This is a genomic window from Pseudomonas sp. TE6288, assembly GCF_054062095.1.
In genome coordinates this window covers 32,529-46,571 of the sequence record NZ_JBSSEW010000020.1, presented here as the reverse complement: position 1 = coordinate 46,571, position 14,043 = coordinate 32,529, and the positions used below count along the sequence as shown (strand labels likewise).

Genomic DNA, 14,043 nt, shown 5'->3' with positions numbered 1-14,043 from the left:
TGTTTCGCGATCAGCACACGACTCAGTAGCGGGTGATGTCGGCACTGCCTTCAAGCAGCTTGCGATAGGCCGCGAAGTCCTGCGAACCGGCACGCGATGCGAGATAGCGACGGATCTGCGCCTTCTCGTCATCGGTGGCGGCAGCACCTTCGTTGACGCCCTTCAGTTGCAGGACCACCAGGCTGCCATCGCCCAGCACCACGCTGCCGTAGACTGGCTTGTCCTTGGCCGCTGGCTTGCCGAGGCGGAACACCGCCTGCAGCTCGGCCGGGTCGATGCCATCCTGGCCACGGGTGACCGCTTCATGGAGCTTCCAGCCCTGACCTTCGGCCTTGACCGAGCCATCCCGCAGGCCGGCGATCAGTTTGTCGGCCTTGGCCTTGAGTTCGGCAATCGCCTTCTCCTTGGCCAGGTGCTCGTTGATGTTCTTGGCCACGGCCTCCAACGGCAGCTGCTCGGGCTTGCGGTGCTCCTTGACGCGCACAACCACCACGGTTTCCGGGTCGAGTTCGATGGCGTTGCTGTTGGCGCCCTCTTCGAGCACCTGCTCGCTGAACGCGGCCTGGATCACCGCACGGTTGGCAGTGATGCCTTCACCACCCTCGCGACCGAAGGCGGCAGAGGTGTGTACCTTCAGGCCCAGGTCCTGGGCCGGCTGGGCCAGGTCGGAAGCTTCGAAGGCGGTGTCTTCGAGCTGCTTGGTGGCCTCGACGAAGCGCTGCTCCACCTGCTGGGTCTTCAGCTCGTGGGTCAGTTTGTCCTTCAGGCTGGCGAAGCTCGGTACGTCCGGCGCCTGCACGCCCAGCAGCTTGATCAGGTGGTAGCCGAACTCGGTGCGCACGGGTACCGATACCTGGTCCTTGTTCAGCTTGTACAGCGCGTCCTCGAAGGCCGGGTCGTACACGCCAGGGCCGGCGAAGCCGAGGTCCCCACCGGTGCTGGCCGAGCCTGGATCCTGGGAGAATTCCTTGGCCAGTTTGGCGAAGTCCTCGCCTTTGCCCAGGCGCTGCTGGATCTCTTCGATGCGGGCCTTGGCCTTGGCATCGTCGGTCTTGTCGTTGACCTCGATCAGAATGTGCGCGGCATGGCGCTGCTCGCCCAGATTGGCGATTTCCTTCTCGTACAGGGCCTTGAGCTCGCCCTCGTCGACCTTGACCTGATCGAAGAAGGCCGACTTCTTCAGCTCGAGGTAATCGATGACCACTTGATCCGGGGTCATGAATTCCTTGGCGTGCTGGTCGTAGTGCGCCTTGACCTCGTCATCGCTCACCTTGACCGCGGCCGGATCGGCCTTGAAGGTCTGCGAAGCGAAATCACGGGTCTGCTTCTCGAGGCGGGCGAAGGCTTCAACCTGCTTGTCGGTGACGAAGCTGCTGCCGGCAAGGCCGGTGCGCAGTTGGCCGATGAGCATTTCCTGGGCGAGCATCTCGCGGAACTGCATGCGCCCGTAGCCCATCTGGCGGATGACCGAATCGAAGCGCTCGGCGCTGAACTTGCCATCGACCTGGAATTCAGGCGTCTGCAGGATCAGCTGATCCAGCGCGGCCTCGGAAAAAGCGAACTTGGCATCTTCGGCACCCTGCAACAGCAGCTTGCGATCGATCAGCCCCTTGAGCGCGGCTTCGCGCAGCATCTTCTCGTCCAGCAGCGCAGGGTCGAAATCCTTGCCCAACTGTTGCATCAGCTGGCGGCGCTGCATGTCCACGGCCTGGCTCAGCTCGTTCTGGCTGATGGTCTGGCCGTTCACCTTGGCGGCGTCCTGGCTATGGCTGGCGGCCTGGAAAATGGCCTCGAAACCGGTCAACGCCATCAGTACGACGATGAGGCCGATGATGGTCTTGGCAATCCAACCTTGTGAATTGTCCCTGATATTCTGCAGCATGCGTCCCCCAGAAACGGCTGTACCACTGCGTCGACAACCGCGGAGCGTGGGTAGAATCCTGATAGAAGAAAGGCGCATCCAGTGGATGCGCCTTTTCGAAGCGAGCGTGCCAGCGGGAACGTTTGCGACCCGCCGTCACGCGGTCGGCCCTGGCGACGCCCGGGCCGGCTGAAAGACGACTTAGTTGACGGCGTCTTTCAGGCCCTTGCCAGCTTTGAAGCCAGGAACCTTGGCGGCAGCGATCTTGATCGCCTTGCCGGTTTGCGGGTTACGGCCGGTGCGCTCAGCGCGCTCCTTGACCGAGAAGGTGCCGAAGCCAACCAGGACAACATCGTCACCGGCTTTCAGGGCGCCTTGAACGGATTCGATCACTGCGTCCAGCGCACGGCCGGCTACAGCTTTCGGGATGTCAGCGGATGCGGCGATAGCGTCAATCAGTTCCGACTTGTTCACTCTAAGTCCCCTTATTTCTCTATTGAGTTTGTTTCTAAGTATGTAATGAAAAGCTTATGAAACGAGCGCTGGGTGGCCTGTTGACACTGGCGTGCCGCTTTATAGCAAGGGGCCGAAAATGCTGTCAACCAAAGCCCCCCAGCGAAATACGTACTAGTGCGTGCTGATTCTTTCCTTAGCATCGCCGTCGCGCTTCTCATCTTTCGCGACAATCTCCGGAGCCACATCTGGCAAGGGCTCCGGGGCGTATTGCAGCGCAATTTGGAGGACTTCGTCAATCCATTTGACCGGTTTGATCTGAAGATCCTGTTTGATGTTTTCCGGAATCTCCTTCAAGTCGCGAACATTCTCTTCCGGAATGATCACCGTCTTGATCCCGCCACGGTGTGCCGCCAGGAGTTTTTCCTTGAGCCCGCCAATGGCCAGGACCTGGCCACGCAAGGTGATCTCACCGGTCATCGCCACATCGGCGCGAACCGGGATCTGGGTCAGGGCCGACACCAGCGCGGTGCACATGCCGATACCGGCGCTAGGGCCATCCTTGGGCGTGGCACCTTCGGGCATGTGGATGTGAACGTCGCGCTTCTCGTGGAAGTCTGAAGCGATCCCCAGGCTTTGAGCGCGGCTGCGCACCACCGTCTGCGCGGCGGTGATCGACTCGACCATGACGTCGCCGAGCGAACCGGTCTTGATCAATTGCCCCTTGCCGGGAATAACCACCGCCTCGATGGTCAGCAGCTCACCACCCACCTGAGTCCAGGCCAGGCCCGTGACCTGGCCGATTTGATCCTGCTGCTCGGCCAGGCCGTAGCGGAACTTGCGCACGCCCAGCAACTGCTCGAGCTGCTCGCCGGTTACCTTGACCTTCACCTGCTTGGCACCGGTGTGCTCCTTGACCACTTTGCGGCACACCTTGGCGATCTGGCGCTCCAGGCCACGCACGCCGGCCTCGCGGGTGTAGTAGCGAATGATGTCGCGAATGGCCGAAACGTCGACCTCCAGCTCATCCTTCTTCAAACCGTTGGCCTTGACCTGCTTGGGCACCAGGTACTTGACCGCGATGTTGATCTTTTCGTCCTCGGTGTAGCCCGGCAGGCGGATGACTTCCATGCGATCAAGCAGCGCCGGCGGGATGTTCATCGAGTTCGAGGTGCACAGGAACATCACGTCCGAGAGGTCGTAGTCGACCTCCAGGTAGTGATCGTTGAAGTTGTGGTTCTGCTCGGGGTCGAGCACCTCCAGCAACGCCGAGGCCGGGTCACCGCGCATGTCGCTGCCCATCTTGTCGATCTCGTCGAGCAGGAACAGCGGGTTGCGTACACCGACCTTGGTCATTTTCTGAATCAGACGACCGGGCATCGAGCCGATGTAGGTACGACGGTGGCCACGGATCTCGGCCTCGTCACGCACGCCGCCCAACGCCATGCGCACGAACTTGCGATTGGTGGCGGCGGCGATCGACTCGGCCAGCGAGGTCTTGCCCACGCCAGGTGGCCCGACCAGGCACAGCACCGGGCCACGGATCTTCTTCACCCGCTTCTGCACGGCGAGGTACTCGAGGATGCGTTCCTTGACCTCTTCCAGACCGTAGTGGTCCGCGTCGAGGATCTCCTCGGCCTTGGTCAGGTCCAGGCGCACCTTGCTCTGGGCTTTCCATGGCACCTGCACCAGCCAGTCGAGGTACGAGCGCACCACGGTAGCTTCAGCCGACATCGGCGACATCTGCTTGAGCTTGTTCAGCTCGGCCTGGGCCTTGGCCAGGGCGTCCTTGGGCAAGCCTGCGGCGTCGATGCGCTTCTTCAGCTCCTCGACTTCGTTGTGGCCTTCGTCGCCATCGCCAAGCTCCTTCTGAATGGCCTTCATCTGCTCATTCAGGTAGTACTCGCGCTGGCTGCGCTCCATCTGCTTCTTCACGCGACCGCGAATGCGTTTCTCGACCTGCAGCAGGTCGATCTCGGCATCGAGCAGCGCCAGCACGTGTTCGACACGCGCCTGCAGGTCGACGATCTCGAGGATTTCCTGCTTCTGCTCGATCTTCAACGCCATGTGCGCGGCCATGGTATCGACCAGGCGCCCAGGCTCCTCGATGCTGTTGAGCGAGGACAACACTTCGGCCGGGACTTTCTTGCCCAGTTGCACGTATTGCTCGAACTGAGACAGCAGGGTGCGCACGAAGACCTCGGACTCGCGCTCGGCGGTCTCGACTTCGTCGATCAGGCTGACTTCGGCACGGATATGGCCATCGACTTCATTGAAGCGCTCGACAGCACCACGCTGCTCACCCTCGACCAGCACCTTGACGGTGCCATCGGGCAGCTTGAGCAGTTGCAGCACGGTGGCGACAGTGCCCACGCGATACAGGGCGTCTTCACCCGGATCGTCGTCGGCAGGATTCTTCTGGGCCAGCAGGAGGATCTGCTTCTCGCCCGTCATCGCGGCCTCGAGGGCCTCGATGGACTTCTCACGCCCCACGAACAGTGGGATGACCATGTGCGGATAGACGACTACGTCGCGCAATGGCAAAAGAGGCAAGTCGAGGGTGGTCTTCATGATTTCGCCTCTACAGCGGCCATGTGGCCGGAAACCGTTGGAAATGGTGCTTGGGGCTAATGTGGGGGCAGCCCTGGGAAATTACAAGCGCCCAGGCCATGAAATGCAAAAAGGGGCCAAAAAGGCCCCTTCCTGTTGCTACCCCGTTCCCGATCAGGCGTCGGGAGCGGCCTTGGCTTGCGGCTCGCTGTTCTCGTAGATCAGCAGCGGCTGCGAAGAGCCTTCGATAACGCTTTCGTCGATCACCACCTTGCTGACATCCTTCTGCGAAGGAATCTCGTACATGGTGTCGAGCAGCACGCCCTCGAGGATCGAACGCAGGCCACGGGCGCCGGTCTTGCGCTCCAGCGCCTTGCGGGCAACGGCCTTGAGCGCATCGCTGCGGAACTCGAGGTCGACGCTTTCCATCTCGAACAGCTTGGCGTATTGCTTGGTCAGCGCGTTCTTCGGCTCGGTAAGGATCTGCATCAGCGCAGCCTCATCCAGCTCGTCCAGCGTCGCCAGAACCGGCAGACGGCCGACGAACTCCGGAATCAGGCCGAACTTGACCAGATCGTCCGGCTCGACCTCACGCAGCGACTCGCCGACCTTCTTGCCCTCTTCCTTGCTGCGCACTTCGGCACTGAAGCCGATGCCGCCCTTGGTGGAGCGGTTCTGGATGACCTTTTCCAGGCCAGAGAACGCGCCACCGCAGATGAACAGGATGTTGCGGGTATCAACCTGCAGGAACTCCTGTTGCGGGTGCTTGCGACCGCCTTGCGGCGGCACCGAGGCAACGGTGCCCTCGATCAGCTTCAACAGCGCCTGCTGCACGCCCTCGCCCGAGACGTCACGGGTGATGGACGGGTTGTCCGACTTGCGCGAGATCTTGTCGATCTCGTCGATGTAGACAATGCCCATCTGGGCCTTTTCCACGTCGTAGTCGCACTTCTGCAGCAGTTTCTGAATGATGTTCTCGACGTCCTCACCGACATAACCGGCTTCGGTCAGGGTGGTGGCGTCGGCAATGGTGAACGGTACGTTCAGCAGGCGCGCGAGTGTCTCGGCCAGCAGCGTCTTGCCCGAGCCGGTCGGCCCGATCAGCAGGATGTTGCTCTTGCCCAGTTCGACTTCGTCGCCCTTCTTGTCACGCTGGTTCAGGCGCTTGTAGTGGTTGTACACCGCTACCGCCAGCACCTTTTTCGCGCGTTCCTGACCAATGACGTACTGGTCCAGGATACCGCTGATTTCTTTCGGCGAGGGTAGCTTGTGCGCGTTGCTCTCGGCCTGGGCTTCCTGCACCTCCTCACGGATGATGTCGTTGCACAGGTCGACGCACTCGTCGCAGATAAATACCGAGGGGCCGGCAATCAACTTGCGCACTTCGTGCTGGCTTTTGCCGCAGAAGGAGCAATAGAGCAATTTGCCGTTGTCCTCGCCGTTACGGGTGTCAGTCATTCGATCGATCCAATCCGGTAGGCTTGAAACACAAGATGAAGGCAATCGCTGGCTTTTTCAAGTCCGCGGGTAGGCGCAATCTGCACCCACCCGCTCTGGCGCATTGCTTCAGGATGCCAGTTGCCGCTTGTCGTAGACCGAGTCGATCAGGCCGTACTCGGCCGCGCGCGCAGCGCTCATGAAGTTGTCACGCTCGGTGTCGCGCTTGATGGTTTCCAGCGGCTGGCCGGTGTGATGGGCCAGCAGCTCGTTCAGGCGCGCCTTGATGTTGAGGATTTCCTGGGCGTGGATCTCGATATCGGTCGCCTGGCCCTGGAAGCCGCCCAGCGGCTGGTGAATCATCACCCGCGAGTTGGGCAGGCAGTGGCGCTTGCCGGCGGCACCAGCCGCGAGCAGGAAGGCGCCCATGCTGCAGGCCTGGCCGATACAGATGGTCGAGACGTCCGGCTTGATGAACTGCATGGTGTCGTAGATCGACATGCCAGCTGTCACGGAGCCGCCTGGGGAGTTGATGTAAAGATGGATATCCTTGTCCGGGTTTTCCGCCTCAAGGAACAGCAGTTGCGCCACTACCAGGTTGGCCATGTAGTCCTCTACAGGGCCGACCAGGAAGATCACGCGCTCCTTCAGGAGGCGCGAATAGATGTCGTAGGCGCGTTCGCCACGGGCGGACTGCTCGATAACCATCGGGACCAGGCCGCCCGCGGCCTGGATGTCAGAGCTCTGCTGAATATAAGAATTGCGGGACATGTCCTGCACTCACTCCCAAATAGTCATGGCTTGAATACGCACAAGCCAGCGCGAAGGCTGGCTTGTGGGGGTTTCCTACGAGAGTAGCCTGTTACTCAGCGTCGGCAGCTGCCTGGGCTGGCTTCACAGCTTCTTCGTACGAGACCGATTTGTCGGTCACAGTCGCTTTCTGCAGGACAGTATCTACAACTTGTTCTTCCAGTACAACCGAACGCACTTCGTTCAGTTGCTGGTCGTTCTTGTAGTACCAGGCGATGACCTGCTCAGGCTCCTGGTAGGCCGAGGCCATCTCTTCGATGACTTCGCGAACCTTGGTTTCGTCCGGCTTCAGGTCGAACTGCTTGACCACTTCGGCAACGATCAGGCCCAGGACCACGCGGCGCTTGGCCTGCTCTTCGAACATCTCGGCTGGCAGCTGCTCAGGCTTGATGTTGCCACCGAACTGCTGAACGGCCTGCACGCGCAGACGGTTGACTTCGTTTTCCAGCAGGGCTTTCGGCACGTCGACCGGGTTGGCGGCCAGCAGACCGTCCATGACCTGGTTCTTGACCTTGGTCTTGATGGCCTGGCGCAGTTCACGCTCCATGTTCTTGCGAACTTCGGCGCGGAAGCCTTCCAGGGTCGATTCCTTGATGCCGAACTGGGCGAAGAAGGCTTCGTTCAGTTCTGGCAGCACAGGAGCCGAAACGCTGTTGACGGTAATGGTGAACTCGGCGGCCTTGCCTGCCAGGTCCAGGTTCTGGTAGTCCTCTGGGAAGGTCACGTTGACCACGCGCTCTTCGCCAGCCTTGGCGCCAACCAGACCTTCTTCGAAGCCCGGGATCATGCGGCCGGAGCCCAGTACCAGCTGGGTGCCCTTGGCCGAACCACCGGCGAAGGCTTCACCGTCGATCTTGCCGACGAAGTCGATGTTGACCTGGTCGTCGTTCTGCGCGGCGCGCTCGACAGCCTCGAAGCGGGTGTTCTGCTTGCGCAGGACTTCCAGCATGTTGTCCAGGTCGGCGTCAGCCACTTCGGCGCTCAGGCGCTCGACAGCGATCGAGTCGAAACCGGCAACGGTGAACTCAGGGAAGACTTCGAAGATGGCGACGAACTCGAGGTCCTTGCCTTTTTCGAACGATTTTGGCTCGACGGCAGGAGCGCCGGCGGGGTTCAGCTTCTGCTCGACGATGGCTTCGTAGAAGGAAGCCTGGACCAGGTCACCGAAGGCTTCCTGACGGGCATCGGCCTCGAAACGCTGGCGGATCACGCTCATTGGCACCTTGCCCGGGCGGAAGCCCGCGATCTTGGCGCGCTTGGCAGTCTGCTGCAGACGCTTGTTGACTTCGTTCTCGACGCGCTCGGCCGGAACGGCGATGGTCATGCGGCGCTCGAGAGCGGAAGTGTTTTCAACAGAAACTTGCATGGATATTCCTCGTTGCACAGACGTTAGCCGGCGATAACCCGACTCCAGAATCAAGGGCAAACATTCTAGTGACTCGCGCACCAGAAGTCACCCCACCCGGATTGTCGGCGAAACACGCCGGTCGATTTCCCTGGAAGGCCCGCACGACGGGGCGTCGAGCCTATTCATATAACGACCGCGCGCCACCTCGAATGCCGCGCAGTTGTAAAACCTTGTCAAACAAACAACAGCCTGGGCGATCGCCAGTTTTATTGCGGCTCGATCTCGTTGAACTGGCAGTATTCTTCCCAAGCCAGGCCCAACGCCTCGGCCACCTCGCGGTGCACTTCCAGGCGCATGACCTGCAACTGCTCCGGCGACTCGGCGATCAACTGCAACGCGTACTCCCAAGGCTGGACGCCCTGCTCCTGGGCTGCATCCTCGAACGCCCATTCGATCTGCTGGGCCTGCTCACGGGCATCCAGCTCACGGATTTCTTCGAGCAACTGCGGATTTGCCTCGGCAAAACGCTGCAGCGCCAGGGCCTGGCGCGCCTCTTTTGCAATCATTTGCGCTACTCCTCTGCCAGTCTGTTCAGCCAGGCATTCAACCGGCTGAAATCTAACAGCTTTTATCGCCTGACCACCAGTAGCCACAGGCACCGGATGGCAGAAACAAAAAAGGCGCCCGATCATTCGATCCGGGCGCCTTCTGAAAATATGGGGTGGACGATGGGAATCGAACCCACGACAACCGGAATCACAATCCGGCGCTCTACCAACTGAGCTACGCCCACCATAATGCAGTGTTGCGGTACAGCCTTACAGAAACATGGTGCGGACGAAGAGACTCGAACTCTTACAGCTTGCGCCGCTGGAACCTAAATCCAGTGTGTCTACCAATTTCACCACGTCCGCATGAAACGCTTAGAACAAGGGCGCCGGATCATTCAATCGAGGCGCCCCTGAAAAATCTGGGGTGGACGATGGGAATCGAACCCACGACAACCGGAATCACAATCCGGCGCTCTACCAACTGAGCTACGCCCACCATAACGCGTTACTGCTTACTTGCCCGAGCCTAAATGGCGCACCCGGCAGGACTCGAACCTGCGACCATCCGCTTAGAAGGCGGATGCTCTATCCAGCTGAGCTACGGGCGCTTAAGCTTCCAGCCAAACCGAACAAGCGAACCACTTGCCCTGCTCGACTTTGCCAACCCGTGCCAGGCAGTGCCCGACAAGTGCGGCGAATCTTATAGGCGACCCTGAGGGGCGTCAACACCTTTCGCAAAAAAATTTAAATTATTGAAGGGGTTAGGGGATTTGCCCGACCACCCGCCTTTGCCCTTGGGCCATGTCGTGCGAGAATGTGCCCTTCTTATATATGTTCCCTTCTCGATGGTTAATCACGCGTCTATGACTGCACACCTTATCGATGGCAAGGCGATCGCCGCCAACCTGCGCCAGCAGATCGCCCAACGTGTCGCCGAGCGCCGCCAGCAGGGCCTGCGCACGCCAGGCCTGGCGGTGATCCTGGTCGGCAGCGACCCGGCCTCCCAAGTCTATGTCTCGCACAAGCGCAAGGACTGTGAAGAGGTCGGCTTCATTTCCCAGGCGTTCGACCTGCCCAGCGATACCACGCAGCAAGCCCTGGCCGATCTGATCGACCGGCTCAACGACGACCCGGCAGTCGACGGCATTCTCCTGCAACTGCCGCTGCCGGAGCATCTGGACGCCTCGCTGCTGCTCGAGCGCATCCGCCCGGACAAGGACGTGGACGGTTTCCACCCCTACAACATCGGCCGCCTGGCCCAGCGCATCCCGCTGCTGCGTCCGTGCACCCCGAAAGGCATCATGACCCTGCTGCACAGCACCGGACAGGATCTGTACGGCATGAACGCGGTGATCGTCGGCGCATCCAACATCGTCGGCCGACCGATGGCCATGGAGCTGCTGCTGGCCGGCTGCACCGTCACCGTCTGCCACCGTTTCACCAAGGACCTGCCCGGCCATGTCGGCCGTGCCGACCTGGTGGTGGTGGCTGCCGGCAAGCCGGGGCTGGTCAAGGGTGAGTGGGTCAAGGAAGGCGCCATCGTCATCGATGTCGGCATCAACCGCCAGGAAGACGGCAAGCTGGTCGGCGACGTGGTCTACGAGACCGCCCTGCCCCGCGCCGGCTGGATCACCCCGGTGCCGGGCGGCGTGGGTCCGATGACCCGGGCATGCCTGCTGGAGAACACCCTGTATGCGGCTGAAGAGCTGCACAAGTAATACGGTGTTCCGGCAATAAAGAAAACGGCGCCCTTCGAGGCGCCGTTTTCAGTTGTACAGTTCATCCTTGTGGGAGCGGCGACCTTTTTCTGTGACACCAGCCGATTCCGCTGCCAAACAATCCATTTCAGCTGGACCCGCTGCCCGCCCCGCCCGCTTCAGCCGGGATCTCACCGCAAACCATCACACAATGGTCACACAGCCCACCTGTGGATGCGTGCCCAATGCAAACAACAAATACCGTCCTCATGATTCGCCCGGCGCGGTTCGCCTTCAACCCCGACACCGCCGCCAACAACCGCTTCCAGCAAGCGCCGCTGGACCCTGAGACCGCCAGCGCAAAGGCCCTGGAAGAGTTCGACGGCTACGTCGACAGCCTGCGCCAGCACGGCGTCGACGTACTGGTGGTGCAGGACACCCCAGAGCCCCATACCCCTGACTCGATCTTCCCCAACAACTGCTGGAGCAGCCATGCCGACGGCAGCCTGGTGCTCTACCCGATGGAGGGCAAGAACCGCCGCCTGGAACGCAGCAAGGGCGTACTGGGCGTGCTGAGCGAGCGCTTCGCCATCCAGCGCACCGTCGACCTGAGCCCGCTGGAACAGCAGAATCTGTTCCTCGAAGGCACCGGCAGCATGGTCCTGGACCGCGAGCACCGCATCAGCTACGCCTGTCACTCCGGGCGCACCCACGAACGCGCCCTGCGCCAGTTCGCCGAGCACCTGGACTACCGCCTGTGCCTGTTCCACGCGGTGGACCGCCAGCAGGCGCCGATCTACCACAGCAACGTGATGATGAATGTCGGCCGCCAGCTCGCCGTGGCCTGCCTCGATGCCCTGCCCCACCCAGACGAACGCCGCGCACTGGAACATTCGCTGCGCGACACCGACAAGCAGGTGCTGGCGCTGAACTTCGATCAGCTGGAGAACTTCGCCGGCAACATGCTCGAGGTCCACGACCGCGACGGCCGCTCGCTGCTGGTGATGTCGCGCAGCGCCTGGCGCTCGCTCGATGCGCAGCAGCGCCGCCAGGTCGAACGCCACAGCCATCCGCTGGTGGTGAACATCGACCATATCGAACGTATAGGCGGCGGCAGCGCCCGCTGCATGCTCGCCGAAATCCACCTGCCCTCGCGCCACTGACCCGTCAAGGAGAACCATCATGACCCGCTACATCGACGTAAATGACCTCGCCCGCCTGGTCAACCGCAAGGGCCTGCCCACCTGCCTGGCCGAGGTGGCCGAGTACATCCGCCAGGACTACCTGCGCTGGCACGACTTCGAGAAATGCGCGCGCCTGGCCAACCACTCGCCGGACGGGGTGATCGAACTGATGCCGGTGTCCGACGCGAACCTGTACGCCTTCAAGTACGTCAACGGCCACCCGAAGAACACCCACAACGGCCTGCTCACCGTGATGGCCTTCGGCGCCCTGGGCGATGTCGATACCGGCGCGCCAGTGCTGCTCAGCGAGATGACCCTGACCACCGCCATCCGTACCGCCGCCACCTCGGCCCTGGCCGCCCGCTACCTGGCGCGTCCGGACAGCAAGCGCATGGCGCTGGTCGGCAACGGCTCGCAAAGCGAGTTCCAGGCCATCGCCTTCCACACCCTGCTGGGCATCGAGGAGATCCGCCTGTTCGACATTGACCGCAAGGCTTCGGAGAAACTGGCAGCCAACCTGGCCGGCTACCCGCAACTGAAGCTGACCATCGCCGGCAGCGTGGCCGAGGCGGTACGCGGCGCCGATATCGTCACCACGGTCACCGCCGACAAGGCCTACGCCACCATTCTCACCCCGGAGCTGATCGAGCCGGGCATGCACCTCAATGCCGTGGGCGGCGACTGCCCGGGCAAGACCGAACTGCACCGCGACATCGTCGAGCGTGCCCGAGTGATCGTCGAGTACGAACCGCAGAGCCGGATCGAGGGCGAGATCCAGCAGATGCCGGCCGACTCGCCGACCACCGAGTTCTGGCAGGTGGTCGAGGGCAGCGCCGCAGGCCGCGAGAACGCCGGGCAGGTCACGTTGTTCGACTCGGTCGGCTTCGCCCTGGAGGACTACTCGGCGCTGCGCTATGTGCTCGACGTGGCCCGCACCCTGGACATCGGGCATGACATTGCGCTGGTGCCTGAACTCGAGAACCCGAAGGACCTGTTTGCCTTGCTGCAGCCAAAAGGGCGTGAGCGCAAGGCCAGTGCTGCCTGACCGAACACGCGGGGCCGCCTGGCGGCCCCATTGACCGAAACGGCTGTCGCACATCCATAAATCTTTGTCGTAACAGCCGTTTCGGCTGCAAGTAGCCCACTAACAACCGAATCCGGCCTCCCACGCGCTGGCAAACGACACAAAAAACCTGTCTATCTCGCGCATCCTGAGCGCGACCCATGAGTCACGGACGGACCTACGCGCATCAACCGCCCTACTACCAATAACAACACCCAGGGACCCAAGACCATGTTCTCCATGCGAAAACGCCTCGGCGTGCTGCTGTTCTCGTTGTGTGCCACCAGCGTTGCCCAGGCCAAGGAGTGGACCGAGATCCGCTTCGGCGTCTTCCCCGAATACCCACCTTTCGAATCCGTTGCCGCCGATGGCAGCCTGCAAGGCTTCGACATCGACCTGGGCAACGCCATCTGCGCCAAGCTGCAGGTCAAGTGCACCTGGGTGCACAACGAGTTCGACGGCATGATCCCAGCTCTGCGCGCCCGCAAATTCGACGCCATCATGTCCTCCATGGCCGTCACTCCGGCACGCCTGAAGCAGATCGACTTCACCAGCCGCCTGTTCCTCAGCCCCACCTCGGTGATCGTGCGCAAGTCAGCCGACTTCGGCGACACCACCGAATCGCTCAAGGGCAAGCAGGTCGGCGTGCTCCAGGGTTCGCTGCAGGAAGCCTACGCCCGCACCGTGCTGGCGCCTCAGGGCGCGCAGGTCAAGGCCTACCAGAGCCAGGACCAGAACTACGCCGACCTGATCAATGGCCGCCTCGACGCCACCGTCACCGACAAGCTCGAAGCCCAGCTCAACTTCCTCTCCAAGCCCGAAGGCGCCGACTTCAGGAGCGGCCCGGCGATCAAGGACCCGACCTTGCCGCTGGACATCGCCATGGGCCTGCGCAAGAGCGATCCCGAACTCAAGGCCCTGCTCGACAAGGGCATCGCCATGATCCATGCCGACGGCACCTACGCCGAGATCCAGAAGAAATACGTCGGCGACGTGGACATCTACAACGAGTGACCTACAGCGCCGATCGCGGGGCAAACCCGCTCCCACGGGCTCGCCTCTGCTTGGGAGCAGGCTTGCCCCGCGACG

General features: G+C 61.8%; 11 protein-coding genes and 4 tRNA genes. 4 read left to right on the top strand and 11 right to left on the bottom strand.

Annotated features, from left to right (window positions below):
• Positions 1-22: 22 nt before the first annotated feature.
• The 11 genes from ACVWY1_RS20665 to ACVWY1_RS20615 form a co-directional block, all read right to left on the bottom strand.
• Positions 23-1,882, bottom strand: coding sequence for a SurA N-terminal domain-containing protein (locus tag ACVWY1_RS20665; RefSeq protein WP_457378692.1), 1,860 nt, complete (start codon positions 1,880-1,882; stop codon positions 23-25).
• 180 nt (positions 1,883-2,062) lie between these two features.
• Complete coding sequence (locus ACVWY1_RS20660; RefSeq protein WP_023629739.1) at positions 2,063-2,335, bottom strand: HU family DNA-binding protein; 273 nt, start codon at positions 2,333-2,335, stop codon at positions 2,063-2,065.
• A gap of 153 nt (positions 2,336-2,488) precedes the next feature.
• Positions 2,489-4,885: an endopeptidase La gene (gene lon, locus ACVWY1_RS20655; RefSeq protein WP_457378691.1), complete on the bottom strand. Its 2,397-nt coding sequence runs from the start codon at positions 4,883-4,885 to the stop codon at positions 2,489-2,491.
• 153 nt (positions 4,886-5,038) lie between these two features.
• Positions 5,039-6,322, bottom strand: a complete 1,284-nt coding sequence (gene clpX / locus ACVWY1_RS20650; protein ID WP_031314790.1) for an ATP-dependent Clp protease ATP-binding subunit ClpX — start codon at positions 6,320-6,322, stop codon at positions 5,039-5,041.
• A gap of 108 nt (positions 6,323-6,430) precedes the next feature.
• On the bottom strand, positions 6,431-7,072 hold the full coding sequence (gene clpP / locus ACVWY1_RS20645; protein WP_023629742.1) for an ATP-dependent Clp endopeptidase proteolytic subunit ClpP: 642 nt from the start codon (positions 7,070-7,072) through the stop codon (positions 6,431-6,433).
• A gap of 91 nt (positions 7,073-7,163) precedes the next feature.
• A complete protein-coding gene (gene tig, locus ACVWY1_RS20640) occupies positions 7,164-8,477 on the bottom strand; it encodes a trigger factor (RefSeq protein WP_277504990.1) in 1,314 nt (437 codons plus the stop codon).
• A 248-nt stretch (positions 8,478-8,725) separates the two neighbouring features.
• On the bottom strand, positions 8,726-9,025 hold the full coding sequence (locus ACVWY1_RS20635) for a DUF6388 family protein (protein WP_277504992.1): 300 nt from the start codon (positions 9,023-9,025) through the stop codon (positions 8,726-8,728).
• Positions 9,026-9,176: 151 nt separating this feature from the next.
• Positions 9,177-9,252: transfer RNA gene (locus tag ACVWY1_RS20630), tRNA-His, on the bottom strand.
• A 36-nt stretch (positions 9,253-9,288) separates the two neighbouring features.
• A tRNA-Leu gene (locus tag ACVWY1_RS20625) sits at positions 9,289-9,373 on the bottom strand.
• Positions 9,374-9,430: 57 nt separating this feature from the next.
• Positions 9,431-9,506: transfer RNA gene (locus ACVWY1_RS20620), tRNA-His, on the bottom strand.
• A gap of 35 nt (positions 9,507-9,541) precedes the next feature.
• A tRNA-Arg gene (locus ACVWY1_RS20615) sits at positions 9,542-9,618 on the bottom strand.
• 255 nt (positions 9,619-9,873) lie between these two features.
• Between ACVWY1_RS20615 and folD the strand changes: the two genes are divergently transcribed.
• The 4 genes from folD (at position 9,874) to ACVWY1_RS20595 (ending at position 13,968) form a co-directional block, all read left to right on the top strand.
• Entirely contained in the window at positions 9,874-10,728 is an 855-nt protein-coding gene (gene folD, locus ACVWY1_RS20610; RefSeq protein WP_023629744.1) for a bifunctional methylenetetrahydrofolate dehydrogenase/methenyltetrahydrofolate cyclohydrolase FolD, read from the top strand.
• 224 nt (positions 10,729-10,952) lie between these two features.
• Positions 10,953-11,870 (top strand): citrulline utilization hydrolase CtlX, encoded by a 918-nt coding sequence (ctlX, locus tag ACVWY1_RS20605; RefSeq protein ID WP_102683234.1) that lies wholly within the window; start codon positions 10,953-10,955, stop codon positions 11,868-11,870.
• Positions 11,871-11,889: 19 nt separating this feature from the next.
• Positions 11,890-12,936, top strand: coding sequence for an ornithine cyclodeaminase (locus ACVWY1_RS20600; protein WP_457378690.1), 1,047 nt, complete (start codon positions 11,890-11,892; stop codon positions 12,934-12,936).
• Positions 12,937-13,185: 249 nt separating this feature from the next.
• Positions 13,186-13,968, top strand: coding sequence for an ABC transporter substrate-binding protein (locus tag ACVWY1_RS20595; protein ID WP_102683232.1), 783 nt, complete (start codon positions 13,186-13,188; stop codon positions 13,966-13,968).
• Positions 13,969-14,043: the final 75 nt, after the last annotated feature.

Excerpts from the sequence above, each read along its gene's own strand:
- tig (WP_277504990.1), bottom strand. The coding sequence starts at position 8,477 with ATGCAAGTTTCTGTTGAAAACACTTCCGCTCTCGAGCGCCGCATGACC.
- ACVWY1_RS20595 (WP_102683232.1), top strand. The coding sequence starts at position 13,186 with ATGTTCTCCATGCGAAAACGCCTCGGCGTGCTGCTGTTCTCGTTGTGT.
- clpP (WP_023629742.1), bottom strand. The coding sequence starts at position 7,072 with ATGTCCCGCAATTCTTATATTCAGCAGAGCTCTGACATCCAGGCCGCG.
- ACVWY1_RS20635 (WP_277504992.1), bottom strand. The coding sequence starts at position 9,025 with ATGATTGCAAAAGAGGCGCGCCAGGCCCTGGCGCTGCAGCGTTTTGCC.
- clpX (WP_031314790.1), bottom strand. The coding sequence starts at position 6,322 with ATGACTGACACCCGTAACGGCGAGGACAACGGCAAATTGCTCTATTGC.
- ctlX (WP_102683234.1), top strand. The coding sequence starts at position 10,953 with ATGCAAACAACAAATACCGTCCTCATGATTCGCCCGGCGCGGTTCGCC.
- folD (WP_023629744.1), top strand. The coding sequence starts at position 9,874 with ATGACTGCACACCTTATCGATGGCAAGGCGATCGCCGCCAACCTGCGC.
- ACVWY1_RS20665 (WP_457378692.1), bottom strand. The coding sequence starts at position 1,882 with ATGCTGCAGAATATCAGGGACAATTCACAAGGTTGGATTGCCAAGACC.
- lon (WP_457378691.1), bottom strand. The coding sequence starts at position 4,885 with ATGAAGACCACCCTCGACTTGCCTCTTTTGCCATTGCGCGACGTAGTC.
- ACVWY1_RS20600 (WP_457378690.1), top strand. The coding sequence starts at position 11,890 with ATGACCCGCTACATCGACGTAAATGACCTCGCCCGCCTGGTCAACCGC.